The 26,489-nt window shown below is 65.2% G+C and carries 26 protein-coding genes; 14 read left to right on the top strand and 12 right to left on the bottom strand.

All coding sequences use genetic code 11. The annotated features are described in order from the left end of the window. Positions 1-10: 10 nt before the first annotated feature. The 7 genes from NJ69_RS07780 to NJ69_RS07810 all read right to left on the bottom strand — a co-directional run bounded on the left by NJ69_RS07780 (position 11) and on the right by NJ69_RS07810 (position 8,462). Positions 11-841, bottom strand: a complete 831-nt coding sequence (locus tag NJ69_RS07780; protein WP_039577771.1) for an ABC transporter substrate-binding protein — start codon at positions 839-841, stop codon at positions 11-13. A gap of 211 nt (positions 842-1,052) precedes the next feature. After that, positions 1,053-2,210 (bottom strand): cationic peptide resistance protein CprA, encoded by a 1,158-nt coding sequence (gene cprA, locus NJ69_RS07785; protein ID WP_039577773.1) that lies wholly within the window; start codon positions 2,208-2,210, stop codon positions 1,053-1,055. Positions 2,211-2,735: 525 nt separating this feature from the next. Then, on the bottom strand, positions 2,736-3,551 hold the full coding sequence (gene efeO, locus NJ69_RS07790; protein WP_029614901.1) for an iron uptake system protein EfeO: 816 nt from the start codon (positions 3,549-3,551) through the stop codon (positions 2,736-2,738). 20 nt (positions 3,552-3,571) lie between these two features. Beyond that, positions 3,572-4,882, bottom strand: a complete 1,311-nt coding sequence (gene efeB, locus NJ69_RS07795) for an iron uptake transporter deferrochelatase/peroxidase subunit (RefSeq protein WP_039577776.1) — start codon at positions 4,880-4,882, stop codon at positions 3,572-3,574. Continuing rightward, positions 4,879-6,108: an iron uptake system protein EfeO gene (gene efeO, locus NJ69_RS07800; protein WP_052192040.1), complete on the bottom strand. Its 1,230-nt coding sequence runs from the start codon at positions 6,106-6,108 to the stop codon at positions 4,879-4,881. Before efeO (NJ69_RS07800) ends, efeB begins: the two co-directional genes overlap by 4 nt. Then, a complete protein-coding gene (efeU, locus tag NJ69_RS07805; protein ID WP_039577779.1) occupies positions 6,105-6,950 on the bottom strand; it encodes an iron uptake transporter permease EfeU in 846 nt (281 codons plus the stop codon). The genes efeO (NJ69_RS07800) and efeU overlap by 4 nt, the downstream gene beginning before the upstream one ends. A gap of 141 nt (positions 6,951-7,091) precedes the next feature. Further along, positions 7,092-8,462, bottom strand: a complete 1,371-nt coding sequence (locus NJ69_RS07810; RefSeq protein WP_039577781.1) for a gluconate:H+ symporter — start codon at positions 8,460-8,462, stop codon at positions 7,092-7,094. 184 nt (positions 8,463-8,646) lie between these two features. Here NJ69_RS07810 and NJ69_RS07815 point away from each other — a divergent pair, with 184 nt between their 5' ends. From NJ69_RS07815 to NJ69_RS07865, 12 genes are all read left to right on the top strand, one after another. Then, the gene (locus NJ69_RS07815) at positions 8,647-9,156 is read left to right on the top strand and encodes a peroxiredoxin (protein ID WP_039577783.1); all 510 of its coding nucleotides are present in this window, start codon (positions 8,647-8,649) and stop codon (positions 9,154-9,156) included. Positions 9,157-9,205: 49 nt separating this feature from the next. Then, positions 9,206-9,364 carry a hypothetical protein gene (locus tag NJ69_RS22750; protein ID WP_162889530.1) on the top strand — a complete coding sequence of 53 codons (159 nt, stop codon included), beginning with the start codon at positions 9,206-9,208 and terminating at the stop codon, positions 9,362-9,364. After that, on the top strand, positions 9,361-9,681 hold the full coding sequence (locus NJ69_RS07820; protein WP_039577786.1) for a hypothetical protein: 321 nt from the start codon (positions 9,361-9,363) through the stop codon (positions 9,679-9,681). Before NJ69_RS22750 ends, NJ69_RS07820 begins: the two co-directional genes overlap by 4 nt. Before the next feature lie 319 nt (positions 9,682-10,000). Next, positions 10,001-10,675, top strand: coding sequence for a thermostable hemolysin (locus tag NJ69_RS07825; protein ID WP_039577789.1), 675 nt, complete (start codon positions 10,001-10,003; stop codon positions 10,673-10,675). Then, entirely contained in the window at positions 10,665-12,128 is a 1,464-nt protein-coding gene (locus tag NJ69_RS07830) for an AMP-binding protein (RefSeq protein WP_039577791.1), read from the top strand. The genes NJ69_RS07825 and NJ69_RS07830 overlap by 11 nt, the downstream gene beginning before the upstream one ends. Positions 12,129-12,136: 8 nt before the next feature. After that, the gene (locus NJ69_RS07835) at positions 12,137-12,817 is read left to right on the top strand and encodes a TenA family transcriptional regulator (protein ID WP_039577794.1); all 681 of its coding nucleotides are present in this window, start codon (positions 12,137-12,139) and stop codon (positions 12,815-12,817) included. After that, on the top strand, positions 12,804-13,610 hold the full coding sequence (locus tag NJ69_RS07840) for an SDR family oxidoreductase (protein WP_039577796.1): 807 nt from the start codon (positions 12,804-12,806) through the stop codon (positions 13,608-13,610). Before NJ69_RS07835 ends, NJ69_RS07840 begins: the two co-directional genes overlap by 14 nt. Then, positions 13,607-14,248: a tetratricopeptide repeat protein gene (locus tag NJ69_RS07845; protein ID WP_039577800.1), complete on the top strand. Its 642-nt coding sequence runs from the start codon at positions 13,607-13,609 to the stop codon at positions 14,246-14,248. Before NJ69_RS07840 ends, NJ69_RS07845 begins: the two co-directional genes overlap by 4 nt. Positions 14,249-14,251: 3 nt before the next feature. Then, positions 14,252-14,914, top strand: a complete 663-nt coding sequence (locus tag NJ69_RS07850) for a response regulator (protein ID WP_039577803.1) — start codon at positions 14,252-14,254, stop codon at positions 14,912-14,914. Continuing rightward, positions 14,911-16,293 carry a sensor histidine kinase gene (locus NJ69_RS07855; protein ID WP_039577806.1) on the top strand — a complete coding sequence of 461 codons (1,383 nt, stop codon included), beginning with the start codon at positions 14,911-14,913 and terminating at the stop codon, positions 16,291-16,293. Before NJ69_RS07850 ends, NJ69_RS07855 begins: the two co-directional genes overlap by 4 nt. After that, on the top strand, positions 16,290-16,640 hold the full coding sequence (locus tag NJ69_RS07860) for a DUF7079 family protein (protein WP_039577809.1): 351 nt from the start codon (positions 16,290-16,292) through the stop codon (positions 16,638-16,640). The genes NJ69_RS07855 and NJ69_RS07860 overlap by 4 nt, the downstream gene beginning before the upstream one ends. A gap of 63 nt (positions 16,641-16,703) precedes the next feature. Continuing rightward, positions 16,704-17,888: a DUF2252 family protein gene (locus NJ69_RS07865; protein WP_039583171.1), complete on the top strand. Its 1,185-nt coding sequence runs from the start codon at positions 16,704-16,706 to the stop codon at positions 17,886-17,888. A 45-nt stretch (positions 17,889-17,933) separates the two neighbouring features. Here the strand turns inward: NJ69_RS07865 and NJ69_RS07870 are convergent, their stop codons facing one another. After that, positions 17,934-19,517, bottom strand: coding sequence for a rhodanese-related sulfurtransferase (locus NJ69_RS07870; RefSeq protein ID WP_039577813.1), 1,584 nt, complete (start codon positions 19,515-19,517; stop codon positions 17,934-17,936). Further along, positions 19,514-20,122, bottom strand: a complete 609-nt coding sequence (locus NJ69_RS07875) for a cysteine dioxygenase (protein ID WP_039577815.1) — start codon at positions 20,120-20,122, stop codon at positions 19,514-19,516. The genes NJ69_RS07870 and NJ69_RS07875 overlap by 4 nt, the downstream gene beginning before the upstream one ends. Before the next feature lie 298 nt (positions 20,123-20,420). Here NJ69_RS07875 and NJ69_RS07880 point away from each other — a divergent pair, with 298 nt between their 5' ends. Together NJ69_RS07880 and NJ69_RS07885 are read left to right on the top strand one after the other, a co-directional pair. Further along, positions 20,421-21,374 carry an ABC transporter substrate-binding protein gene (locus tag NJ69_RS07880; RefSeq protein ID WP_039577817.1) on the top strand — a complete coding sequence of 318 codons (954 nt, stop codon included), beginning with the start codon at positions 20,421-20,423 and terminating at the stop codon, positions 21,372-21,374. Positions 21,375-21,385: 11 nt separating this feature from the next. Further along, positions 21,386-22,705 carry an LLM class flavin-dependent oxidoreductase gene (locus tag NJ69_RS07885; RefSeq protein ID WP_039577819.1) on the top strand — a complete coding sequence of 440 codons (1,320 nt, stop codon included), beginning with the start codon at positions 21,386-21,388 and terminating at the stop codon, positions 22,703-22,705. 72 nt (positions 22,706-22,777) lie between these two features. Here the strand turns inward: NJ69_RS07885 and NJ69_RS07890 are convergent, their stop codons facing one another. From NJ69_RS07890 to NJ69_RS07900, 3 genes are all read right to left on the bottom strand, one after another. Beyond that, positions 22,778-23,878, bottom strand: coding sequence for an LLM class flavin-dependent oxidoreductase (locus NJ69_RS07890; protein WP_039577822.1), 1,101 nt, complete (start codon positions 23,876-23,878; stop codon positions 22,778-22,780). Between the two features lie 80 nt (positions 23,879-23,958). Further along, complete coding sequence (locus tag NJ69_RS07895) at positions 23,959-25,578, bottom strand: dipeptide ABC transporter ATP-binding protein (RefSeq protein WP_039577825.1); 1,620 nt, start codon at positions 25,576-25,578, stop codon at positions 23,959-23,961. After that, a complete protein-coding gene (locus tag NJ69_RS07900) occupies positions 25,575-26,489 on the bottom strand; it encodes an ABC transporter permease (protein WP_039577827.1) in 915 nt (304 codons plus the stop codon). Before NJ69_RS07900 ends, NJ69_RS07895 begins: the two co-directional genes overlap by 4 nt.

Genomic DNA, 26,489 nt, shown 5'->3' on the forward strand with positions numbered 1-26,489 from the left:
ACGCTCCCGCTTACTGGGCTGCCGCTTGAGGGTTCTGACCCAGGGCCTGGGCCACTTCGGCCGCGCTCGGTTCAGCGAGGTTGTAGCGGCTGAGCAAGGTCTGGTATTCGCCGCTGGCCTTCATGTCGGCGAAGCCTTGGCGCAGTTCGCCGAGCAGCGCCTCGTTGCCCTTGCGCACGGCCAGGCCGATGACCACGGGGTAGATGAGTTCGTTGGAGCTGATCAGCACGCGGCCCTTGAGCTTGTCGGCGGTAATGGCGGCCACGGCGGCGTCTTCGAACTGCACGTCCACGGCCTTGGCCAGCAGCGCCTGCGCCGCTTCGGGCGAGGTGGGGAATTCACGCGAATCGATGGCCGGCTGACCATTGGCTTCGCAGTGGCTCTTGGAAAGTGCCATCAGCTTGGGAATCCACGAGCCGCCCTTGATCGAGCCGATGCGCTTGCCGCACAGGTCTTCTGGCCGTTGGGGACGGAAGCTGTCGTTGGCACGTACCATCAGCGAAGCGCCGCTCTTGAGGTACGGCAGGAAATCGACCTGGGCCGCGCGCTCGGGGGTGACGTACAGCGCCGACGCCACCACATCGAAGCGCCGCGCGTTGACACCCATCACCAGGTTGGCGAAGCGGGTGTCCTGGAACTGGGTGGTCAGCTTGAGGTGCGCGCCGAGCAGGTTCATGAACTGCGGGTCGAAGCCAGCAGGTTTGCCTTGATCGAGGTAGGTATAGGGTGGGTAGGTGAGGTCCGAACCCACGGACAGGTGATCAGGTTGCAGGGTGCCGTCGGCGGCCTGGGCGGCAGCGCTGAGGGTCAGGGCGAAGGTGAGGACGGTAGCTCGGGACATGAGGGCTGCTCCACGTGGGATTGTTCAACAATCGTTGCGGAGTAGCTAATCAATAGCCGTGCCAACTATTAATTTGCGCGCGTTGACAAGGATGATTTCGGCAGCGTGGTTGGAAGATCGCGGGCGGACGTGCACGCTTTTCGCGCATCCGTGTCACCTCGTGACACACCTGAGTGCCGGGGCCGAAGGTTGGCCCCGGTCTAATCAAGGCTTACTTGAAGTCCCACTGCATCTGCGTGGCGATACTGACACCGCTGGAGGAGCGCACGCACACGTCCAGGTAGTCGGTGAAGCGCGGCGGAACGGCAATGCCCTCATCAAGCAGGCGCTGATTGTCGAACAGGTAGTTCAGGTCAGCGAATCCGCTGTACAGGCGCAAGGCGCGCAGTACCAGCCGCGGGTTGGCCGGGCCGATGCGCGACTCGAAGCTCACCGCCAGCTCCTTGAGGTTGTCGACGTCGATCTTGCGGTAGCGCTCGCCCACCGGGTCCGCACCATTGGCCAGGGCGAAGGCACGGTCGATCTCGGCGAAGGTACAGGCCGAGTCATGGCCGGCCGAGATGTGGTACAGGTCGTGATTAAGGCGCGGCTTGAGGGTCAGGCCGATCAGGGCTTCGGCGCAGTAGTCCACCGGGATCACGTCGATCTGTTCGTCCAGCCCGCAAGTGAAGCTCTCCAGGGCGAAGCCCATGCGGAACACCCAGAAGATGCTGCCAGAGGCCTGGCAGCCCAGGCTGCGGTGGCCGACCACGATCGAAGGGCGCGCCACCACCAGGGGCAGGCTGGGCAGGTCTTCGCGCATGCGTCGCTCGATCTCGGCCTTGGAGGCGGTGTAGTCCACCAATTGCTGCTCGGCCTCGGGGAATTCCCACGACTCGCTGATCGGCGACTCGCGCTCTGGCCCGCAACACATGGCGGTACCGACATGCAGGAAGCGTTTGAGGCGCCGCGAGCGGCTCATGACCTCGGCGAAGGCGAAGGTGCCTTCGACGTTGACCGGCCAGATGGTCGGGTTCTTCGAGAAGGAAGCGACGGCGGCGCAGTTGATCACGCGGTCCACCGTCATCAGACGCGGCGTTTCGCGCGCCAGCCAGGTGGTGTCGAGGAAGTCCCCGCAGATGATCTGCTCGGCGCCCAGCGCCATGCGCTCGGCCAGGCCGACGCCGTGCTGTTGCAGGTTGGCGCGCAGACGCTCCAGACCCTGTTCGGCCTCATCGGCACGCACCAGGAACATGAGCTGCGCAGCCTGGCCGCTGGCGATCAGTTGAGCGACGACCGACCCGCCCAGAAAACCGGTAGCGCCGGTGATCAGGATGCATTCGGGCAGCGTGGTAAAGGTGATGGGTTCACCGGTGGCGAGCATGTTCATAATTATCCTCAAGGGCGAGTAGGCCGCCGTTGAATGATAAGTGTGCCGTTCGGAACACGTAATGAACTAAAAGTCATCCGTACGTTCAGTAAAAAGTTATGCCCCGGGCGCACGGTGGCGTAACTGCGGCATTCAATCCGCATTTCACAAACCGCCCGCATTAACTTCAGATGAAAGAAAGTTTACGACTCACCGCCCACGCTCTCGCCTGCAAGCACAATCGTGCAGACGCCACCCATCGCGACTTCAGGAGGCCGAGCAGAGGGGGCATGGAGGGGGTTGACGGGCAGGGATGCCCGTCAAGCGCTTGGGGCCATGGATGGCCCCTAAGCGCGGTACCCCCGGAGTGCCACCGGCGCGAGGGAACCCCGCAGCGCAGCGAAGGGGCCGGATGCGGGAGCAAGCGGTTTTTGCCCCTCTTTTTTCCAAGAAAAAAAGGGGGTCGCCGTAAAGGCGAAAAGGTGACCCAGCCTCACCAAAGCCAATGGATAATCACGCCACCCAAGCCCACCTAAACCACCCAGCTCAATTCAAGCCCAACTTCCCCCGCAACGTCGAAAGATCCTCAGCCAAGGTATTGACCGGCCCAATCATGGCCTTGCGATCCCGCTCAGCAACTTTGTCATAAGCCTGGAACCCGCCGTCAGCCGTCTTGTACTTGGCCAGCAACCCATTGACCGTCGCAAAGTTCTTGTCAACTTTGGCGACAAACCCCTGATCTTGCGCCGCCAAATGCGTCCGGAACAGCTCGAAAATCTTCTGCGCGCCGTCGATATTGCCCTGGAAGTCGTACAGATCGGTATGGCTGTAGCGATCTTCCTCTCCCGAAACCTTGGTCGCCGCCACTTCCTCGAGCAGCGCCGCCGCCCCACCCACCACTTTCTCCGGCGGGAAGGTCAAGGTGGCGATGCGGTTCTGCAGGTCTTTGACATCGGCGATGAGTTTATCGGCAATTGCCCCCTGGCCCTGGGTCGTATGCTGGTCGAACAGCGCATATTCCAGGCGATGAAACCCGGTGAAATCCTCGGCAGCCACGCCTTTTTCGTGATCGTCCACCCGTGAGTCGATGGCCGCGTCGAGGTCGCTGAACAACTCGGCGATCGGTTCGATCGTCTCGTAGTTGACGCGGGTGGTGGCATACAACGCCTGGGCCTTGGCCAGATCTCCCTGCTTCACCGCCTGGGTGAACAACTGGGTGTCGCTGACCAGTTGATCGACTTTCTCGGTGACATAGATCTTGTAGTCCGACACCGGCTGGACCAGGGTCAGCGGATCCACCGTGGCGGCATTGGCCAGCAGCGGGGCAACAGCAAGCAGCAGGGCGAGACGGGTGTTGTTCATGGTGTGCGTCCTGGTCCAGGTCATACGGGTTTGGAAGAGGCGGCCGCGCCGAGCAGCGAACGGCCGATGAAGTCCTGCGCGTGCGTCACGCCCGGCAGGACGAAGAAATAGCCACCGCCCACCGGCTTGATGTACTCCTCCAGCGGCTCGCCGTTGAGGCGGTTCTGCACTGTGATGAAGCCTTTTTCCAGGTCGGCCTGGTAGCAGATGAACAGCAAGCCCATGTCCAACTGACCGTTCTTGCCGACGCCTGAGGAATAGTTGAACGGGCGGCGCAGGATCAGGTTGGCCTGGCTGCCGGCATCGCGTGGGTTGGCCAAGCGAATGTGGGAGTCGAGTCGCGTCAGCTTGCCGTGCGGATCTTTCGGGTAGTTCGGTACGTCGGTTTCGCGCTGACCGTCCATGGGCGCACCGCTGGTCTTCTTGCGGCCGAAGATCGATTCCTGCTCTTGCAGCGGCGTACGGTCCCAGCGCTCGACCAGGTTGCGGATGATGCGCACCACTTGATAGCTGCCATGCGCAGCCCAAGCCGGCTCCTGACCCGCACCGACCCAGACCACACGATCCATCAGGCCCGCGTCGCTGGAGTCCGGGTTGGCCGAGCCGTCACGAAAGCCCAGGAAGTTGCGTGCACTCTGTTCGGGGTCGCCGGCCTTGTGCGGTGCCTGGGGCGGCACCGAGCCTTCCTGCTTCCAGCGCACGTAGAGCAGGTCCGGCAAGGTCTTGATGATGTCGCGCAAGGCGTGGATGTTGGTGTCCGGCGAGTTGGAACAGAACTGCAGGCCCAGGTCGCCGTGGCAGCGCTCGGCCTCCAGGGCGTCGTTGGGAAAGCCGGTCATACGGCTCAAACGCACCGGTTTGGCAGCGGCCAGGCCATAGCGGTCGTCGAACAGCGATTCGCCGACCGACACGGTGATGGTCAGGTTGTCGGGCGTAACCACTGGACCCAGGATGCCGGAGTCGACCGGTGGCAGCTTGGGGTCCACCTGCGGCACCGGGCCTCCGGCCATCAGGAAACGGATGCGCTGCTCCAGCGTGCGGAACAGCCGTTCGAGGTCCTCGGCGTTCTGCGCCAGCACATCGAAGGCAACGAACATGCCCGCCGTTGGGCGCGGCGTGACGATGCCTGGCTGGTGGGCACCGAGCCAGGTCTTGCGTTCCTGGGTGCGGTCGCTGTGCGGGGCCTCGGTGACCTTGGCCGGGGAGGGCGCGGCCAGGGCAGTGCCGCTCAGCCCGGCGCCGGCGATGGCCACCCCGGCGGCACCCAGGCCTGCCAGGAGGCGTCGACGTTGTGGGCAGAGCGGGGCGTTGGCGGTGTCGCGGTCGGTCATTGGGGGCTCGCTTGTGTCGGCAAATCGTCCAGTCCCAGTGCGGGATTCAGGGCCGTGATGGCATTGGCCAGGTGCTGCGCGTCTTCGGTAATCTGCTGCCTCTGCGCGGGCGTTACCTGGTCGTAAGGCAAGAACTGGTCGTCACTGCGCAGCGCCTTCAGTTGCTGGTCGAACTGGGCCATGGCGGCGTCGACGGCTGCCAGGGGGGCGGAGGCGTTTCGGGCCAGCAACGGACGCAGCAGGTCGATCACCTTGCGCGCGCCTTCGAGGTTGGCCGCGAAGCCGGGCAGATCGAGGTGGCTGTAGCGTTCTTCTTCACCGCTGCTGCGGCTCTGCGCCAGGCTCTGCAGGTTGCGCACCACCGCGCCGGTGAATTGTGCTGGCGCCATGGACTGGGCCAGCAGTTGCGTCTTGAGTTCGCTCAGGTCGTGGGTCAGGGCTTGTGCGACCGGCTGCAGGCCGGCGCTGCTGCGCTGCTGGAACAGACCGTATTCGAGGCGGTGAAAGCCGCCGAACGCCGGGTCCTGCTCGCGCTGCTCGAAGTAGTCGGCGCGCGCGTTGATACGGTTGTCCAGCTCGCCCAGGCGCTGGCTGGCCCCTGCGATGCGCTGATAGATCAGTCGCGCCTGCGCATAGGCGGTCTGCGCCTGTTGCAGGTCGCCCGCTTGGATCGCCTGCTGCAGCGCCGCCCCCGCGCGTACTAGCGCCGAGCCCTGGCTGCTCAGGTAGAAGCGGTATTCCGACAGCGGACCGATGAAGGCGGTCAGGGTCGGGCGCGCCTGGGCAGCGGCCTCGGACGCGGCGGTCGGGGTGACGGTCAAGCTGCCGCGCGGGTTGCTCAGCAGGCCGCAGGTGATCGCGTAGCGGCCCGGCTGCAGGTTGGCGGTGATCACTTGCGACAAGCCCGGCGCGATGTTCTCGCGCTCCTCGATCACCAGTACGCCGTCGAGGATCTCCCACTCCACGGCACGCTGGGACTGGTTGACGATGCGAAAACGGTTGACTCCGGCTGCAACGCTCAGGTCGTTCGGCTCGCAGGCGTGGTCACGCAGCGTGACCAGCGTTTCCTGCCCGGCGCCAGTCGAACGCTTGGCTTGGGCTTGCTGGGCGGCGTAGTAGAACACCACGCCAGCGCCGGCCATCAGCAGCACGCTGCCGACCAGGGCCAGGCGCAGCAGGCGCGGGGAGGGGGGCGTGGCGGGCGTGCCGCCTTGATCACGGCTCATGCGGGGCCTTGTGCGTTCGAGGAGGAGGATGACGGTGTGGCCTTGACCGGCCAGAAGAACAGCAGCAGCGCACCGATCAGGTAGAGCAGATAGGCGCCCAGCGTGCTGATGGTCGGGGTGTCCTGGTAGCCAAACATGCCGGCCAGCACCGAGCCGGTCGGCCCGTCCTGCGGCAGCACAGCGCTGCTGTCGAAGACCACCGCTTGCAGCCCGTTCCACACACCGGCCTCGTGCAGCGCTTGCACGGCATTGGCCAGGATGCCGGCGGCGACCACCAGGATGAACAGGCCGGTCCAGCGGAAGAACTGCGACAGGTTCAGGCGCAGGCTGCCCGAATACAGTGCCACGCCTATCAGAACCGCAACCAACAGACCCAGCAAGGCGCCCAGGGGCGCCGCAGGGCCGCTGCTCTGCTGGAACACGGCCAGCAGGAAGAACACCGTTTCCAGGCCTTCGCGGGCCACGGCGAAGAACACCATGCCGATCAGCGCCCAGGCCTGGTGCCGGGAGCCGGCCAGCGCGGCGTCGAGCGAGACGTGCAGGGCCTGCTTGATCGACCGCGCCACTTTGCGCATCCACAGCACCATGGCACTGAGCATCACCACCGCCGCCAGACCGACCACGGCCTCGAACAGCTCCTGCTGCTTCTGCGGAAATTCGCTGCTCATCAGCTCCAGGCCGGCACCGACCAGCAGCGAAAGCGCGATGGCCAGGAATACGCCGATCCACACAGCCGGCATCCACTGGCCGCGACCTGTCTGGCGCAAGTAGCTGGCGATGATGCCGACGATCAGCGCCGCTTCGATGCCCTCGCGGAGCATGATGAGGAAAGGAACGAGCATGATTCTCCTGGGATGACCGTTGGCGCGAATGGATAGGTCGCCGGCGAATCTACCTCAATGAGAATCATTAGCGCATGTGAAGAATATTTAACTTAGCAGGCGAAGCGCGTGGAGTACGGATGTACTCCTCGCCGGTCGATCTTACTGCAGCCATTGCCACAACAGCAGCGTGCCGACCAGCCCCACCACCGAAACGATGGTCTGCAACACCGACCACACCCACAGCGTCTGCTTGAGCTGCAAGCCGAAGTACTCGCGCACCATCCAGAACCCGGCGTCATTGACGTGGCAGAAGAACACCGAGCCTGCGCCGATGGCCAACGCCACCAGCGAACTCTGGGTGCTCGCCAGCCCCGTCATCAGCGGCGCCAGAATACCCGCCGTGGTGGTCGTGGCGACGGTGGCAGAGCCCGTGGCCTGACGCAGGGCCACAGCGATCAGCCACGCCAACAGCACGTACGACAGGTGGGCGCCACTGGCGACCTTGCTGATGGTGTCGCTCACGCCCGCTTCGAGCAGCGTCTGTTTGAGTCCACCACCGGCCCCGATGGTCAGCAGCAACACGGCGATCGGTGCCAGGCTCTTGCGCAGCACGCCACCGACCTGATCGCGCGCCATGCCGATCGACCAGCCCAGGCAGATCACCGCCGCGATCACCGCCAACCCCAGTGCGATCAGCGGCTCGCCGAGGAACTTCAAGGTCAGTGCCAGGCTGCTCTCGGGCGCCATGGCGACTTTGGCCAAGGTGCTGCCCAGCATCAGCAGCACCGGCAGCAGGATGATCAGCAGCGACATGGCAAAGCTTGGCTTGCGCCGAGTCTGCACCTTGGCGGTGAACAACTCGCCCAGTTCCGCAGGCTCCTCGACCTGCATACGCCGTGACAGCCAGATGCCGTACAGGGGACCGGCGAGGATCACCGCCGGTACCGCGATGCACAGGCCCAGCAGCATGGTCGTGCCCAGGTCGGCGTGCAGCGCGCTGACCGCGATCAGCGGGCCGGGGTGAGGCGGCATGAGGGCGTGCAACGTGGTCATGCCGGCCAATGCCGGGATCGCCACCTTCAGCAGCGGTTGCCCGGACTGCCGGGCGATGACGAAGATCACGGGCACCATCAGCACCAGGCCCACTTCGAAGAACAGCGGCAGGCCGATCACCATGGCCACCACGGCCATGACCCAGGGCAGCGCTTTACCACGGGCATGGCGCAACAGCGTCGAGGCGATGCGGTCGGCGGCACCGGACTCGGCCATCAGCGCGCCGAGCATGGCGCCCAGGGCGATGATCATGCCGGCCTCGCCCAGCAGGCTGCCTGCACCCTTGGCGAACGCCTTGGCCACGGCTTCCGGCGGCAGGGCAGCGCCCAGGCCGGCGACGAAGGTGCCGATGAGGATGGAGAGAAACGGCGGCAGCTTGGTGAGACTGATCAGCACCACGATGCAGGCGATGGCAGCCCCGCAGCAGATCAGCAGGCGGGTGTCGTGGGCGAGCCACGCGGCGTGTGAAAGATCCAAGGCAAACCTCTTCTTGTAATGTCTTGTTACGAGCTACGAAAACTATAACGCAGACATTCATATAGATGACTAGCGCGGTGGGCTATTTGCCGGTTAGGTGCATGAAAGATTTTTTACAAAGCCCAACTGCGCTAAACCTGATACAAACGCACCTGCCTCAATTCTTTTCCCAGGAATCTCAGCGATGATCGAACGTGGCGCCATGCTCCCTGATGTCACCCTTTATCAATACAGCGAAGGCGAGGGCGGCTGTGCCATCGGCCCGAACGCCTTTTCGCTGCGCGAGCGCTGCGACCAGCGCAAATTGCTGATCTTCGCGCTGCCGGGCGCGTTCACCCCGACCTGTTCGGAGCGCCATGTGCCGGGGTATGTCGCGGCCGCGCCGGAACTGTTCGCCGCCGGTATCGACGAGATCCTTTGCGTCTCGGTCAACGATGCCTTCGTCATGCAGGCCTGGGGTAAGAGCCTGCAGGTGGGCACGGCCGTGCAGATGATCGCCGACGGTAATGGCCAATTCACCGAGGCCCTGGGCCTCGGCCAGGACCTGTCCGCACGGGGCATGGGCTATCGCTCGCAACGCTACGCGCTGCTGGTGGACAACGGTGTGGTCCGGCACTTGGCGGTCGAGGCGCCGGGCAAGTTCGAGGTCAGCGACGCGCAGACGCTGCTCGCCGTGGTGCGCGCCCGCGACTGAACGACGGGCCCGGCCGCGACTCCAAGCTCGCAGCAACGGAGGAATCACCATGCAGCCAGAAACCGAAGGTCTCGAAGAACAAGGCCCGAGCCGTGTGCCTTTCATCAACGACCCACGCAAGCCAGCCTCGCCGGCATTGAATGACGCTGACGAGGCCGACGACGCGGACCTTGTCGAAGACGACAGCGAAGACGATCAGTATCGGTGAAGTATCCCACCACGCCGGATGGCCGCTATTTCGTGGTCAAGGGGCGTCTATGGCGCTGCAGCGACCCGGCGTTGCCCGAATCACGCCGTGCGGCTTTGGTCAGCCAGTTGATGGCGGCGCGGCGTGCGGTCAGGCAAGCCCGCCTGGCCGATGACCCTGCTGCGCTGCGCAGCGCCCGCGCCGAGGTCGACGTCGCCAAGGTGGCGCTGGGCGAGCGAGGGCCGGTGTGGTGGGCCGATGGCAGTCCGGACTACAACCGCCGCAAGGTCGGCAACACCCCGTATGCCGCCTGGTACGACGGGCAAGCACCGGAATGAAGTGCTCAATGCTTAAGCGGCTACTTGAACTGAGCCAGATTGAATAGCAGCGCCGCCAATAACCAATAAGCCAGCAACCCATAGTCTCGCCTCTGAATGACGGCTTCGATCAACTGATTCACAGGTGACAGGAACGCGGTCAGCACGGCGCGCCGGGGTTTGCTGACATTTCCAATCCTCGGCGGGTATCCATGTAGGACAGCACGAGCGGGCGCCATGATGCCACTTGCCCATGGCTTGTAAAGTCAGCCGGCACTTCAGACTCCTTTCAGATTCGCTGCCGATACTTCCCCCACACGCCGATCCCAGGGGGAGTCGCATGTCACATCTGCCATGGAGCACCTTGCTCCCGTTGTCTGTAGGCGGCCCCGCCGCCTCTACTCAGCTGACCCTGCACCTGGCCGCCGACGCCGGGCGCAGTGAGCTGGAACAGTTCATCCATCAGTGCTTCGCCGACCGTCATCAGGCCGATGTGCAGCACTACCTGCCCGAGTTACTGGCCCTGCGCGACGCGTCCGGGCGCCTGGTCGCCGCTGCCGGGGTGCGTCCAGCCAGCAGCGGTGCACTGTTTGTCGAGCGCTACCTGGACCTGCCTGTCCACCTGGCACTGGCGGATGTGCAGGGCGCTGTGGTGGAGCGCGGGCAATGGGTCGAGGTGGGCAACCTGGCCTCGGTCGACGCCGGCAGCGCCCGGCTGATGATCATCCTCATCACCTGGCTGCTGGCCGTGCGCGGGCTGCAGTGGGTGACGTTCACCGGGGCGGCGTCACTGGTCAACAGCTTCCGCCGCCTGGGACTGCAACCCAGCGTGCTCGGCGTGGCCGATCCGCGACGCCTGGGTGACGAACACGTCCAGTGGGGCCGCTACTACAACCAGCTGCCCCAGGTGATGGTGGGCAACATTGGCCAAGGTTTCGCCGCGCTGGCGCGCATCGGGCTATTCCAACGCCTGGGACTGCCGCAGGTGGTCGAGGAATCCGGACATGCCGCATGAACTCGAGCGTTTCTGGCACAGGTTGAGCGTGCAAGCCCGTGACTGCCCGCACGAGGTGGCTGTGCAGGGGGCCGACGAGCGGGTCACCTGGGCGCAGTTGCGCGATGAAGTGGAGCGCCGTGCAGGCGAGCTGGAGCGTCAGCCGCCAGCCGCACTTATCCTGGCCTTGGACAACGGCCCGCAGGCGTTGCTCTGGGACTTGGCAGCGCTGTTTGCCGGCTGCCCGTGCGTTGTCATTCCAACGTTCTTCAGCCCCCAGCAGTTCGCGCATTGCGTGCAGCAGAGCGGCGCCACGTTGGCGTTGGTCGATGAGGTGTGGACCGCTCAGCTACACAGCGCCGGTTTCAGCCGTACCGCTGCGTTCTGGCATCGCTCAGCACCCAGGCCGGTGACCTTGCCCGAAGGCACCGCGAAGATTACCTACACCTCCGGCAGCACCGGCCAACCCAAGGGCGTGTGCTTGAGTGCCGAGGCGATGCTGTGCGTCGCCCGGACCCTGGAAGAGGCCAGCCGCAACGCCTCGGCCCAGCGTTACCTGGCGGTGCTGCCGCTGGGTGTGTTGCTGGAGAATTTGGGTGTGTATGCCGCGCTCATGGCCGGTGCGTGCGTGCAGTTGTACCCGCAGGCGCAATTGGGCATCAGCGGCGCTACCCAGGTCGACTTCAAACGACTGCTCGGCGCCATAGCCCTGAGCGGTGCACACAGCGTGATCCTGGTGCCGCAGTTGTTGTTGGGCCTGGTCACCGCCATCGAGCGCGGGTTGATGCCAGTGGGCGCGCTGCGGTTCGTGGCGGTAGGCGGCGCGCGGGTGTCCCAGGCGTTACTGGAGCGCGCCGAGGCGATTGGCCTGCCGGTGTATGAAGGCTATGGCCTTTCTGAGTGCGCGTCGGTGGTGGCTCTGAACAGGCCCGGCGCGCACCGCCTGGGCAGCGTCGGCAAGCCCTTGCCGCACGTGCAGGTGCGCATCGCCGAGGACGGTGAAGTACTGGTCGCCGGTTCGACGCTGCTGGGTTATCTGGGCGAGACACCGCTGCACGCGTCATGGTGGGCCACCGGCGACCTTGGTTACCTGGACGCGCAGGGCTACCTGTACTTGAACGGGCGCAAGAAGCACCAGTTCATCACCAGCTTCGGACGCAACGTCAGCCCCGAGTGGGTCGAGGCCGAACTGACCCAATGCGGCGCCCTTGCTCAAGTGTTCGTGCACGGCGAGGGTTTGCCGCGCAACGTCGCCTTGCTCTGGCCGCGAGACCCTGCCAGCAGCGATGCCGATATCGAGCAGGCCGTGCGGCAGGGCAATGCGCGCCTGCCGGACTATGCCCGTGTTCATCACTGGCGCCGCCTGCCCGAGCCGCTCGACAGCCACCAGCACACCCTGACCGCCAACGGTCGCCCGCGTCGCGAGGCGATTCTGGCGCGCTACCACCGCTTGCTATCCGACATTGCGTTGTGAGGTTCGCCATGGCTTTTTTCGACACCCTGCAGTTACAGACCGCCACGCAACGCGAGGCGCTGTTCGCCGTTCCGGTCATCCGCCAGGCACTGGCTGGGCAGGCCAGCCGCCACAGCTACATCGCCTTCCTGACCCAGGCGTACTATCACGTGCGCCATACCGTACCGCTAATGATGGCGTGCGGTGCCCGGCTGCCACGGCGCCTTGAATGGTTGCGCGGCGCGGTGTGCGAGTACATCGAGGAAGAATACGGCCACGAACAGTGGATTCTCGATGACATCAAAGCCTGTGGCGGCGACTGGGAGGCTGTGCGAGACGGCCGACCGGCATTGCCCATCGAGCTGATGGTCGCCTATCTCTACGACCTCATCGCACGCGGCAATCCGGTGGGGTTGTTCGGCATGGTCAACGTGCTCGAGGGCACCAGCATCGCCTTGGCGACCCAAGCGGCCGGTACCTTGCAGCGCAGCCTGGAACTGCCCGACAGGGCATTCAGCTACCTGAGCTCGCACGGTGCCCTGGATCAGGAGCATATGGTCACCTACCGCACGCTGATGAACCGTCTGGAGCAGCCCGAGGACCAGCAGGCCGTGCTCGATGCGGCTAAGGTCGTGTACCACCTCTACACCGAAATGTTCCGCGGCCTGCCACTCAGCGAATCGCAGGGCGTACAGCATGCGCCTGCCTGACTGTGTGGTGATCCTGACCGGTGCCAGTGGCGGTATCGGCCTGGCCCTGGCCGAGCAGTTATGCGCGGCGGGGGCTCGGGTCCTGGCGGTCAGTCGACAGATGGGCGATTTGGCCGGGGTGCTCAAGCGCTACCCGCAGCACCTCACCTGGCACAGCGCCGACCTGCGCAACCCCAGCGGTCGCGACCAGGTGGTGCAACAGGCGCGAGCGCTGGGCGGTGTCAACGTGCTGATCAATGCCGCCGGGGTCAATCGCTTCGCCTTGCTCGACCAACTCGACGAACAAGCCCTGGACGAGTTGCTGGACATCAACCTCAAGGCGCCGCTGCACCTGACCCGTGCTTGCCTGCCGCTGTTGCGCGCCCAGCCCAGGGCGCTGGTGGTGAATGTCGGCTCGACCTACGGCTCGATCGGCTATCCGGGCTACGCCACCTACTGTGCCAGCAAGTTCGCCCTGCGCGGCTTCTCCGAGGCGCTGCGCCGGGAACTGGCCGACACCTCGGTGAACGTGCTGTACGCCGCGCCCAGGGCCACCCGCACATCGATGAACAGCAGCGCCGCCATGGCGCTCAATCATGCGCTCAAGGTCGGCATGGACGACCCCGTCGATGTCGCACGGGCCGTGCTCGACGCCGTGCAGAGCGAACGCAGCGAGCTGTACCTGGGCTGGCCGGAGAAGCTGTTCGTGCGCCTCAACAGCCTACTGCCAGGCGTCGTCGACCGTGCGCTACGCAAGCAATTACCCATGATCCGTCGCCACGTCGACGGACACGCGAAGGAGTCGTTGAAATGAAGCGTCTGTTGCTCGCCACGCTGCTGGCGTTCTCATCCTCTACCTGGGCGCTGGACCCAGGCGGCGCGCAGCGGCTGGCCGACTTGCAGCAGCGCTGGGCGCAGATCCAGTACCAGACTCCCAAGGAGCAGCGCAGCGAGGCCTTCGAGAAGCTGGCCGGCGACGCCGCAACCTTCGTCCGGCAGTATCCGGGCGCGGCCGAACCGCTGATCTGGAACGGCATCGTCAACAGCAGTTGGGCCGGCGCGACCGGCGGGCTGGGCGCGCTGAGCAAAGTGAAGGCGGCGCGGGCCAGCCTGGAGCAGGCCATTGCCTTGGACGCCGGTGCCTTGCAGGGCTCGGCCTATACCAGCCTGGGCACGCTCTACGACCAGGTGCCGGGCTGGCCGATCGGCTTCGGCGACAGCGACAAGGCCGAAACCTTGTTGCGCCAGGCACTGCAAATCAACCCCAACGGTATCGACAGCAACTACTTCTGGGCCGATCATCTGGTTCGGCGCAAACGCTACGACGAGGCCCGCGTTGCGCTGAACAAGGCGCTGCAGGCACCGCCACGTCCGGGGCGCGAGCTGGCCGATCAGGGCCGGCGCAGCGACATCGCCGCGTTACTCAAGACCCTCGAGGACAAACAGGACTGATCTATGCGGCTGTTGCTGGTGGAGGACGATACGGCGCTGGGCGAAGGCATCTGCGATGGCTTGCGCCAGGAAGGTTATACCCTCGACTGGCTGCGCGATGGCGCCAGCGGCCTGCACGCCTTGCAGCACGAGACCTTCGACCTGGCCATTCTCGACCTGGGGCTGCCGCGCCTGGATGGCATCGAGGTGCTGCGGCGGGTGAGGGCGGGCGGTGACAACCTGCCGGTGCTGGTGCTCACCGCCCGTGACGCCACCGACGACCGTATCACTGGGCTGGATGCCGGTGCCGACGACTATCTGGTCAAACCCTTCGACCTCAACGAGCTCAAGGCCCGCCTGCGCGCGTTGCTGCGCCGCAGTGCCGGGCGAGCACGGGTGCTGATCGAACACGCCGGAGTGAGCCTCGACCCGGCCACCCAGCAGGTGCACTACGAGGGCCGGCCGGTGGTGCTGACGCCCAAGGAGTACCGCCTGCTGCACGAGTTGCTGGCGCAGCCGGGCAAGGTCTTCACCCGCGAGCGGCTCACCCAGTTGCTCTACGGCTGGGACGAGGAACCGGAGAGCAACACCCTGGAAGTCAACGTCTACCAGCTACGCAAGAAGCTGTTCAACGGCTTGATCCGCACCGTGCGCGGCATCGGCTACCTGGTGGAGGGCAAGGCATGAGTTCGCTGCGCCAGCGCACGCTGTGGCGGGTGATGTTGCTGCTGGTGGTCGGTACCAGCCTGTTGGCGTTGTACAACTACCATGACAGCCGCCATGAGATCACCGAGATCTACGACGCCCACCTGGCGCAGAACGCGCGGCTTCTGCAGGGCGTGATGAGCCTGCCGGTGGAGGAGGGCAGCCGGGCCTCGCTGTACCAGGCCTTCAACGACGCCCTGAGCCAAGCCGGCCGGCACCGGGTCGGCCATCCCTATGAAAGCAAGCTGGCGTTCCAGGTCTGGGATGACGCCGGCACGCGCCTGGTCAATACCCCGAGTGCACCGGTGCTGACACCGCTGCCGGTGACCCCAGGCTTCTCCGAGATCGTGGTCGATGGCCAGTGCTGGCGCGGCTTTGTGCTACCGGTGCCGGCGCGTCACTGGGTGATCTGGGTCGGCGAGCGCGAGGATGTGCGCTTCGACCTGATCGACCGCATCGTGCGCCATACCTTGTTTCCGTTCCTGATCGGCAGCCTGGCCCTGGCGCTGTTGGTCTGGGCCGCCATCGGCTGGGGTCTGCAACCGCTGCAGAACATGGCCAATGTGATTCGTGCACGGCATGCGCAATCGCTGGAGCCGCTGCAACTGGTGCCGCTGCCCTCGGAGCTGGAGCCGATGCAGGCGGCGATCAACCGCTTGCTGGCGCAGATCGACGATTTGCTGCGCCGCGAACACCGCTTCATCGCCGATGCGGCCCATGAAATGCGTACGCCGCTGGCCATTCTGCGTCTTCACGCGCAGAACGCCGAAGCCGCCACCAGCGAGGCCGAACGGCAAAAAGCCCTGGGCTTCCTGATCGGTGCCGTGGATCGCCTCACGCGGGTGGTCAACCAGCTGTTGACCCTGGCGCGCCTGGAACCGCGCCTGGGCCAGCGCGTGGACACGCCGATCGACCTGGGCGAGGTGGTCACCGAGACCTTGGCCGAATTGACGCCCTGGATTCTGGAGCGTGGCCAGGAACCGTCGTTGCAACTCGATGAGGGCGATCACCTGGCCACGGTCGATGCCGGCGTGCTGGGCATCGCCTTGCAGAATCTGGTGGCCAATGCCGTGGAGCACTCGCCACCGGGCGGACGCATCTGCGTTTCGCTGCAGCAACGCGGTGGGCAGCTCGAACTCAGTGTGGAAGATGAAGGCCCCGGTATCGAAGAGGCCAGCCTGACGCGCGTGTTCGAACGTTTCTACAGCCGCAACAGCCCGAACGGGGCAGGGCTGGGACTGTCCATCGTCGCGGCCATCGTCGAGCGCCTGGGCGGTCAGGTACGCCTGGAAAACCGAGCCGAGGGCGGGCTGGCCGCCATCCTGTCGATTCCGCTGGCGAGCACAGGGGGCGCCTCATGAGCACCGTTGACGCGGATCGACTGCGGGTGTGGCAAGCCTTGTCGGAGTTCTTTCTGGACACCGATGTCGACCTCAGTTTCGACGGGGTCGTGCAGCGTCTGGCCCAGAGTGGCTACACGCCTGACCAGGTGCAGAGCATCTTGTGGAACGAGGTTTATCCGGTCCTGCACAGCAATCTGCAGTCCATGGCGGGCGAGTGGGCAGGATGGTCGGACGCGTTTCTCGAAGCCCACCTGGTGGTGCGCCCTTATTCGCCAGGTATGCCAGCCAGAGGACGGATCGGTGCCGAAATCTCGCGATGCTGGGACGAAGTGCTGACGCGATGGGCACGCCTGAAGACCTCTTGAAACATTTCGGAACAACTGTGTCAGATTGAAGTCAATTTGATATCGCCTGGATCCGAGATGTCCATGAAACTACCGCGCCCCTCAGACCGTATCGACACCCTCACGCAATTGCGCAATCTCAAGATGGCCCGGTCGGCGCATGCCTATGTGCGTGGCAGCACCGTGCAGTTCTACGACTGGCTGCACAGTCAATCCGGGCGCCGCCTGCCCAGCGGGCCGGCGGTGTGGATCTGCGGCGACTGTCACGCCGGCAACCTGGGTCCGACCGGGGATCTGAAGGGCCGTATCGATATCCACATCCGCGATCTCGACCAGACCGTGATCGGCAATCCAGCCCATGACCTGGTGCGACTGGGCCTGTCGCTGGCCACCGCCGCACGCAGCTCGGACCTGCCGGGCGTGGTCACTGCGCGCATGCTCGAGGAGATGATGCAGGGCTACGCCCAGGCCTTCGAACAGAGCGATGACGAAGAGCCCGAGCGGCCGGCGCAGGTCAAGGCTGGGATGCGCACCGCCGTGCGCCGCACCTGGAAACACCTGGCCCGCGAGCGCATCGAGCGGGTGCGTCCGAGCATTCCGCTGGGCAAGCATTTCTGGCCGCTGTCGCGCGAGGAAAAGACGGCGGTGCGCAAGCTCTGCGCCTCGGACGACATCCACACCCTGGTGACCTCGCTCAAGGGCCGTAGCCCGGAGGACCGCGTGGAACTGCTGGACTCGGCCTACTGGGTCAAGGGCTGCAGCTCACTGGGCCTGCTGCGCTACGCCGTGCTGATGGCGGTTGGGGAGGGCGACGACCAGGAGTTCTGCCTGTTGGACGTCAAGGAAGCCATCGCCGCCGCCGCCCCCCGTACCGCCCGCGCCTCGATGCCGCGCGACAATGCCCGGCGCGTGGTCGAAGGTGCTCGGCATCTTTCGCCGGGGCTGGGCAATCGCATGGTGGCGGTGCGCATGCTCGATCACGGCTTCTTCGTCCGTGAGTTGCTGCCCCAGGACATGAAGCTGGAACTCGATGAGCTGAGCGAGCAGGAAGCACGCCGGGCTGCAGGGTATCTGGCCCGTGTGGTGGGCCATGCCCATGCCCGGCAAATGGACCTGAGCACGCGCGCCGCCTGGATCGAGGAGTTGCAACTGCACCGTTCCGAGACGCTGGATGCGCCGTCGTGGTTGTGGAGCAACGTGATTCAGTTGGTGGGCAGTCACGAGCAAGGGTATCTGGCGCATTGCAGGCGGTACGCGTTGGAGCATTGATGGGCAGGCAATCTCGTCTCTTGATTACCCATGGAGGGGGCTTGCTCAGAGCACCTTGAAATGATGGGTGGCGTCGCGTTCGAGTTGGGCAATCAAACCGAATTCCCAGTCCAGATAGCCCTGCATGGCTGCGCGTGGATTGTCCGTCCCTTCATAGGGCCGCTGGTAACGGTCGCTGCGCGCTACCGCCAAGTGCGTTTCGCCGCTCTGCAGCGGTTGTCCGGCTGCGATCCACTGTGCGGTGCCGCCTTCGAGCACATGCACCGGGATGCGGGTCAGGGCTTGCAGGTCGGCTGCGGCAAAACGGGCCAGCAGGCTGCTGCCGCACGTCAGTACATAGCGGCGCGCCTGTGGCAGCCTTTCCAGGGCTTCGGCCAATTGAGCGCGGATCACCCAGTGTGCGCCGGGTATGTGGCGGTTGACGTAGTTGGCGCTGGTGGTGAAGTCCAGGACGACGGTGCCATCCTCCTGCAGCCAGTCGGCCAGTTGCTCGACGTCGATCGAATGGACGGCAGGCCGCTCGGGCAGCGGTGGCTGCCAGGGACCGGTGGCGCTGAAGTCTGCGCGGGTCAAGCCGTCGAGCACTGCGACCTGCCAGCCCATCTGTGCTAGCCATGAAGCGCTCATGTTCGCGCGCACACCGTCGTCATCCACCAGTACGACCCTCGCGCCACGGACGCTGGCGACATGGTCGGTTTCCTGCACCAGTTGCCCGCCGGGCACCGAGCGGCTGCCGGGGAAGTGACCGGACTCGTACTCTTCGGGCGTGCGCACATCGAACAGGTAGGTAGTGCGCGTTTCGTCGCTCTGCCATTGCGCCAGCAGGCTGCGATCGAGTCGTTGTACGCCTGCACGCTCGGCCAGGGCACGTGCCCGTCGGGCAGCGTCGAGGCGCGTATCGTCACCGACTTCGGCGAAGCGACGTGCCTGACCATGGGCCAGTGCCTGTCCCGCCAACGTCCAGCCGATGGTGCCGTTGCGCAGGGCTGCGACCGGATTGGCAATGCCGGCGTTGATCAGTGACTGGGTACCAATGATGCTGCGCGTGCGTCCGGCGCAGTTGACGATCACCTGGGTGGACGGATCGGGTGCCAGTTCCGCCACGCGCAATACCAGTTCGGCGCCGGGTACGCTGATGCCGCCGGGGATGCTCATGGTCTGGTACTCGTCGAACCGCCGCGCATCGAGCACCACCACATCGGCTCGTGCCTCAAGCAACGCCTGGACGTGCTCGGCCGCCAGCGATGGGGTATGGCGCACCTGCTCGACCAGTTCGCCGAAAGCCTTGCTCGGCACGTTGACGTCACGGAACAGCTCGCCTGCGGCGGCGCGCCAGCCCTCAAGGCCACCGTCGAGCAGCGCGACATCACGGTAGCCAAGGGCCAACAGCCGCTGCGCAGCGACGCCAGCCAGTCCTTCACCGTTGTCGTAGACCGTGATGGGTGTGTCCAGACGCGGCACGCGAGCGAACACCTCAATCTCCAGTTTCGACAGGGGGATGTTGGCGGCGAACAGCGGGTGGCTCTGCGCGAACGGGTCTTCCTCGCGGACGTCGAGCAGCGCCAGTTCTTCGCGAGCCAGCAGCGCGCGGCGAATGTCATGGGGGTGGCGGGTGGCGAGGGTGCTCATGGGGCAGGGTTCTCTTTGGACAGGTCCCAGAGGTTGGGAAGGTGAGTGTTGGAGTAGCCGGAAATGAAGGTTTTTTCGCTGCCATCGTCGCTGTATACCGCGCGCTTGACGGCGCCAATGTTGCCGCCATAGACATGGATGCTGATCGAGACCCGGTCGTCGTAAGCGTTGCTGACCCGATGGATGTCACCAATTCGCGGCGAGACGGCTTCCACCTGGCCCGGCAGCAGACGCACTGCGGCGCCATGGGGCTGTAGCGCGCCCTGAGCATCTCGCACGAAGCCCTGCGCCCATTCCGCGCCGCGCAACATGCCGATCAGCCCCCACACGCGGTGGTCGTGGATCGGTGTGCGCTGCCCAGGTCCCCAGACGAAGCTCACCACGCAGAAGCGCTGGCGCGAATCGCAGTGCAACAGGTACTGCCGATAGCGCTCGGGATCGGGCTGGGCGAGTTCGTCAGGCAGCCAGTCGTCATGGGCGACCAAGTCGGCCAGCAGGCGTTGGCCACGGTCGAGCACAGCCGCCTCATCAGGGCGTTGATCGATCAACTCGGCCAGGTTCTCGATGAAGTGGCGCAAGCGCTCCGTGCGCACAGGCTGGGTCATGGTTGAGACTCGACTTCAAATGAGGGGTGAGCACGACCCTAGCAAAACACCTGGCTATTCTCAAAATGCAGAATAATCATAAGCTAATATGAAAATAATGCATTTACAGATCCCTCTGTCCTGTTTTGAAATGGCTTACACACAAGAGCATGAGCTTATGCCAAGCGTGCATTTCACAGCCCGCAGAGGCTGATTTAACTTATAAGAAGCACCACACCTATACCCTAACGCTATAAAACCTGGCGTAGACCGCACGCGCGGATCGCCTCACTACCTTCACTGGTATTCGGAGACGACCGTGCGCTATATCAAACACTTGGCTGCGACGCTGCTGGCCACCACCTTCAGTCTGGCCGCCAGCGCACAAACGCTGGTGGTCGGCGATCAGAGCTATAACGCCCGCGCGGTAATGGAAGCGGCTGGCGTTCTGGAAAACCTCCCTTATAGCCTGGAATGGAAGCAGTTCACCGCAGGTTCGCCAGTGGCCGAGGCGCTCAATGTCGGCAGCCTCGACATCGGCCTGCTGGGTGACGCCCCGCCGTTGTTCCTTGGCGCACTGGGCGCGCCAATCAAGGTCATTGCGGTCAGTCGGCAGAACCTCGAAGGCGTGGCCATCCTGGCGCGCAAGGATTCGCCGATTCACAGCCTGCAAGACCTGCGCGGCAAGCGTGCAGCGATCTGGAAGGGCTCGTGGAGCCAGCAACTGCTGTTCAGTGCCCTGGACAAGGCGGGCGTCCCGCGCGATGCCGTAGAACTGCGCTACCTCAGCGCCCTGGACGCCTCCCATGCCCTGGACGGCGGCTCGGTGGACGTGATCGCCACCTGGGAGCCCTATGTCACCCAGCAGGAGCGCCAAGGGGCTCGCGTGTTGGCCACGGCCGAAGGCGTGATCCCTGCGCAGAGCTTCGTCGTGGCCAACAGCAAGGCCGTGGACCACAAGCGCGCACAGATTGCCGACTTCCTGCAGCGCCTGAGGAAGGCCCGTGACTGGGCCCTGAGCGAGCCGGCCCACACCGAGGCCTATGCCGATGCCTGGGCCCAGCGCACTCGCGCCGATCGCGATATCGCCCGGACCTGGTTTGCCCGCGCACGCACCGACCTGGCACCGCTGAACCCGCAGGTCATTGCCGATGCGCAGAAGACCGTGGATTTCTTCGCCGGCCTCGGCCTGATCAAGGCCTACCCAGCGGCGAGCCTGTTCGATACCTCCTTCGCAGCCGCCTTGCAGGCGTCCGCTGCGAATGGCCAGTGAAAGGACGTCCCATGAGCACACGACAGATCAAACTCGGCGCCCTGACCATGGGCTGCGGCGGCCCAGGTCGACACAACTTGTGGCTCGACCCGGAGCTGCCCGCCGACGCCAGCGTCAACATCGACTGGTACATCGACATTGCCCGGCAGGCAGAAGCTGCGCTGTTCGACCTGATCTTCATCGTCGACAGCCAGTTCATCACCCCCGGCTCACCGTCGCATTACCTCAATCGCCTGGAGCCGTTGACCTTGCTCTCTGCCCTGGCGGTCAGTACCCGCCGTCTGGGGTTGGTCGGCACGCTCACCACCTCCTACAACGCACCGTTCAACGTTGCTCGCCGGCTCGCCTCACTGGACCTGATCAGCAAAGGCCGTGCCGGCTGGAACGTCGTCACCAGCGGCGACGCCGGCACGGCCGGCAACTATGGGTTGGACGAGCACTACGACTATGACACTCGGTATGCGCGTGCCCAGGAGCATGTGCAGGTGGTCCAGGGGCTGTGGCATTCGTACGAGGAGGATGCGTTTCCTCGGGACCGCAGCCAGGGTCGGTTCCTCGACCCGGCGAAGCTGCATGCCTTGAATCACCAGGGTGCGCACTTCTCGGTGGTCGGTCCGCTGAACATCCAGCGCTCGCCCCAGGGGCAGCCGGTGATCTTCCAGGCGGGCGACTCCGAGCAGGGGCGCGAACTGGGTGCCGCCACGGCCGATGTGGTGTTCACCCACGCCGCCACTCTCGAGCAGGGTCAGGCGTTCTATCGCGATATCAAGGCGCGCGCGGCACGCCTGGGACGCGACCCAGAGCACCTGTTGGTGCTGCCCGGCGCAGAGATCTACGTGGGCGATACGGACGAGCAGGCGCGTGAGATCGAGCGCCACTATCACCAGGCCGACCACAGCTTCGAACTGGCGCTCAAAGAGTTCGGGCGTAACTTCGGCTGGCATGACTTCAGTCAGTACGACCTGGACGCCCCGTTTCCCCAGCAAAGCCTGGAGGCTGCGCGCAGCAGTTTCTTCACCAATGCCAAGCGCATTGCCGACCAGGCCCGTGAACGGGGGTTCAGCCTGCGCCAGGCGGTGGAGTTCGGCCGTCAGTTGCGCCCGGGTGCCTTCGTCGGCTCGGCCCAGACCGTGGCGGCGAAGATGGCCGACTGGTTCGAAGCGCGGGCAGTGGACGGATTCAATATCTACATCGGTCATCCCGGGCAGTTCCGCCGATTCACCGAGCAGGTAGTGCCCTTGCTGCAGGAGCGAGGTGTCTATCGCACGGCCTATGAAGGGACGACCTTGCGCGAAAGCCTGGGCCTGCCGATACCGCGCTTCGGCCGATAGAAGCCGGGCCGCCAGGCGACCTTGTGCCCATGAGCCCGCTGGCAAGTCCCGGCGGGATCATGGGCACATCCTTCAGGCGCGGCGAGCGCTGCGGCCCTTCTCGTACTGCGCAACCTTGTCACGGATCCGTGGGATCAAGTCCTGGCCGTATTCCACGGCATCGCGCAGTTGCTCGAAACCCCGGAACAGGAACGTGCTCACACCCAGTTCGTAGTACGCCAGCGCCGCCTCGGCGACCTGCTCAGGCGTACCCACCAGCGAGGTGGAATTACCGGCACCACCGCCCAGGGCGGCGATCTCGGTCCACAACCGGGTGTCGTGCACTGTGCGCTGGCTGGCAAGTTGCACCAGGCGCTCGGAGCCCACGTTGCTCTTGCCGAAGTTCTTTTCGCGGCGGTTGCCCTGGCGGATGCCGATGCGCTGCCTGGCGTCGGCCAGAATGCGCTCGGCGCGGGCCCAGGCTTGGTCTTCGGTGGCGCCGAGGATCGGTCGCAAAGAAAGGCTGAAGCGGATGTGCTGCTCGCGGCCATAGCGGGCCGCGGCCTGGCGGACCTGGGCGATGCGTTCGCGGACCTGTGCCAGTGGCTCGCCCCACATCATGTACACGTCGGCGTGCTTGGCCGCGACGTCCACTGCAGCGTCCGAGGCGCCGGAGAAGTACACCGGCAGACTGGCCACCGGCTTGACCAAGGTGAGGTTGTCCTGCACGCGGTAGTGCGGGCCGTGGTGATCGAACGGCGCGGTCTGGGTCCAGGTGTTGCGCAGAACCTCGAGATACTCGTCGGTACGGGCATAGCGAGCATCCTTGTCGAGGAAGTCGCCGTCGCGTTGCAGGTCGCCGCTGTCGCCCCCGGTGATCACGTTGATCGAAGCGCGGCCACGGCTGAGCTGGTCAAGGGTGGCGAACTGGCGCGCGGCGAAAGTCGGCGCCTGGAAGCCGGGGCGGTGCGCGACCAACAGGCCGATGCGTTCGGTCAATGCCGCCACGTAGGTGGCGAGGATCATCGAGTCTGGCGCGCTGGTGTTGACTGCCAGCAACGCCTTGTCGAAACCGGCGTATTCCTGGGCCTGGGCGAACGCCTTGATGAACTCGAGGTCGACTAGCGGGCCGCGTGGGGCCTGCGATTCGCTGCTTTCCTGGGGGCCGATGAGGCCGATGAATTCGAGGCTCATACCGTAGTGCTCCTGTTGTCGAAAAGGGTCTTGGGTCAAGGGCGCGCGCTATCGCTTGCCCGCAGTACTCGGCGTAGCGGTCAGACCGCCACAGGCAATACGCTGCGCGAGTGTCCTGGTATCGCCTCGATCAATGCCCGTGTGTAGTCGCTGGAGGGGCGGCTGAACACCTGCGCCGCCGGCCCTTGCTCGACCACGTGCCCGCGCTGCAGCACCAGGACCTGGTCGGCCACGCTCGCCACAACCGCCAGATCGTGGGACACCAGCACATAGGCCATGCCCAGATCGCGCTGCAGCTCATCGAGCAGGGCGAGAATCTGCGCCTGTACCGAAACGTCCAGCGCGCTGACCGGCTCGTCGAGCAGCAGCACCTCAGGCTTCAGCGCCAAGGCGCGAGCGATGGCGACCCGTTGGCGTTGCCCGCCTGACAATTCCCGGGGCAGGCGATCGAGAAACGCCACGGGCAGGTGCACGCGCGCGATGAGTTCGCGGGCCTTGAGTTCCAGGGCCTGGCCCTTGAGCAGCCCGAACGACACCAGCGGCTCGACGAGGCTGTCGAACACGGTGAAGCGCGGATCGAGCGCGGCGAAGGGGTTCTGCTGCACCAGTTGAATGCGTCGACGCAGCGGGCGGAGCTGGCGCCAGCTGTAGTCGCTGACATCCTGGCCGAACCACTCGACGCGTCCCTGATCAGGCCTTTCCAGACCCAGCGCAATGCGCAGCGCAGTGCTCTTGCCTGAACCCGATTCGCCGACGATGGCCAGCGTCTGCCCGGCGTGGACCTCCAGGCTCAGCCCATGCAAGGCGGTGAAGGGCGTATCCTGCCCTGGCAACGCGAAGCGTTTGCCCACCGCGTCCAGACGCAGCATTGGGCGCTGTGAGGTGACCTGTTGTGGCCTGTGACGCGGCACGAAAGCAAGCGCTGCGTCGAGCAGACTGCGGGTGTAGGGCTGCTGTGCACCCCACAATATCTGTCGGGGCGTACCCTGCTCGACACATTGGCCCTGGCGCATCACCAGCAGCCGGTCGGCGCGATCACAGGCCATCCCCAGGTCATGGGTGATGATCAGCAGCGAGATGCCGCGCTCGGCGACCAGTTGTTGCAGGTGGTCGAGGATGCGGCGCTGCACCGTCACGTCCAGTGCGCTGGTGGGCTCGTCAGCGATGATCAGCCGTGGCTCGCCGGCCAGGGCGATGGCGATCAACACCCGTTGACGCATCCCGCCAGACAGTTCGTGGGGGTACTGGCGAGCGCGTACTGAGGGCTCGTCGAGGCCGACCTGGGTCAGCAGCGCGAGCACGTCGGCCTCCAGACCCGGGTAGCGCCGGCCACGGGCCAGGAGCAGGGCTTCGGCGATCTGCCGACCAATGCGCAGCGTGGGATTGAGGCTCACCATCGGGTCCTGCGGCACCAGGCCGATGGCGCGTCCGCGCAACTGCTGCCAGGTACGCTCGCGGGCCTGGGCCCTGTCGATGCCGTCGATCCGCAGTTGTCCGTGGTCGATGCTGGCAGTGCCCGGCAGCAGTCCAAGCAAGGCGTTGGCCAGGGTCGACTTGCCGCAGCCGGACTCCCCGACGATGGCCAGCGTTTCGCCCTGGTCAAGGCTGAACGACAGCCGGCGTACGGCGTGCGTGCGCTGCCCGGCGACGGTGTAGCTGATATCCAGTTCGTGTACGTCGATCAAGGCTTGCGTACTCATCGGGCATGCTCCTCGGCGCTACGCGCCAAGTGATTGAGGCTGAACACCACGACCACGACGAACAGGCCCGGCAACAGCGACACCCAGGGCGCGGTGATCAGGAAATGACGGCCATTGGCAATGAGCGTGCCCCATTCCGCTGCGGGCGGTGCGGCGCCAAAGCCAAGGAAACTCAGTCCGGCGGTGGCCAGGATCGCGGCACCGAAATCCAGTGTCGCAAGCACTGCCACTGGGCCCCAGGCATTGGGTAGCACATGGCGCAGCAACGTGCGCAGCCAACTGGCGCCACCCAGCCGGGCGGCCTCCACATAGGGCAGGGTTTTGATGCGCAGTACTTCGGCCCGTGTGGTACGCGCAAAGCCTGGAACGATGCCGATGCCCACGGCGATTGCCACGGGCACCGTACCGAAACCAATGGCGGTGACGATCGCCAGCGCCAGCAGCAGGCCAGGCAACGCCAGCAACACATCGATCAGGCGCATCAGCGCGGCATCGAGGCGTGCGCCGGCAAAGCCTGCCAGCGCGCCCAGGCCCAAGCCGCCGACCAGCGCAATCGTCACCGCCAGCAGTGCCGCCAGCACCGACAGGCGCGCACCGTAGATCACTCGCGCATACAGGTCACGGCCCAACTCGTCGGTCCCAAACCAGTGGACCAGGCTGGGCGCGCTGAGCTTGTCGGCGGGCGACGTGGCGTAGGGGTCGAAGCTGCTCAGCCATTGCGGGACCAGTGCCGCGAGCAAGGCAAACAGCACGATCAGCAGCGCCAGGCTGACACTGGGCCTGCGCAGCAGCGCGATCATGGCCTGTCGGGTCCGCTGCAGGCGCGTGCGGCGCTTCCAGAGGTGGCAAGTGCGATCGGAACCAACGGTATGCCTGGCGTCGAGCCGAGGATGCGATAGGTCAATGGTCAT

It is taken from the genome of Pseudomonas parafulva, assembly GCF_000800255.1.
Lineage (GTDB): Bacteria > Pseudomonadota > Gammaproteobacteria > Pseudomonadales > Pseudomonadaceae > Aquipseudomonas > Aquipseudomonas boreofloridensis.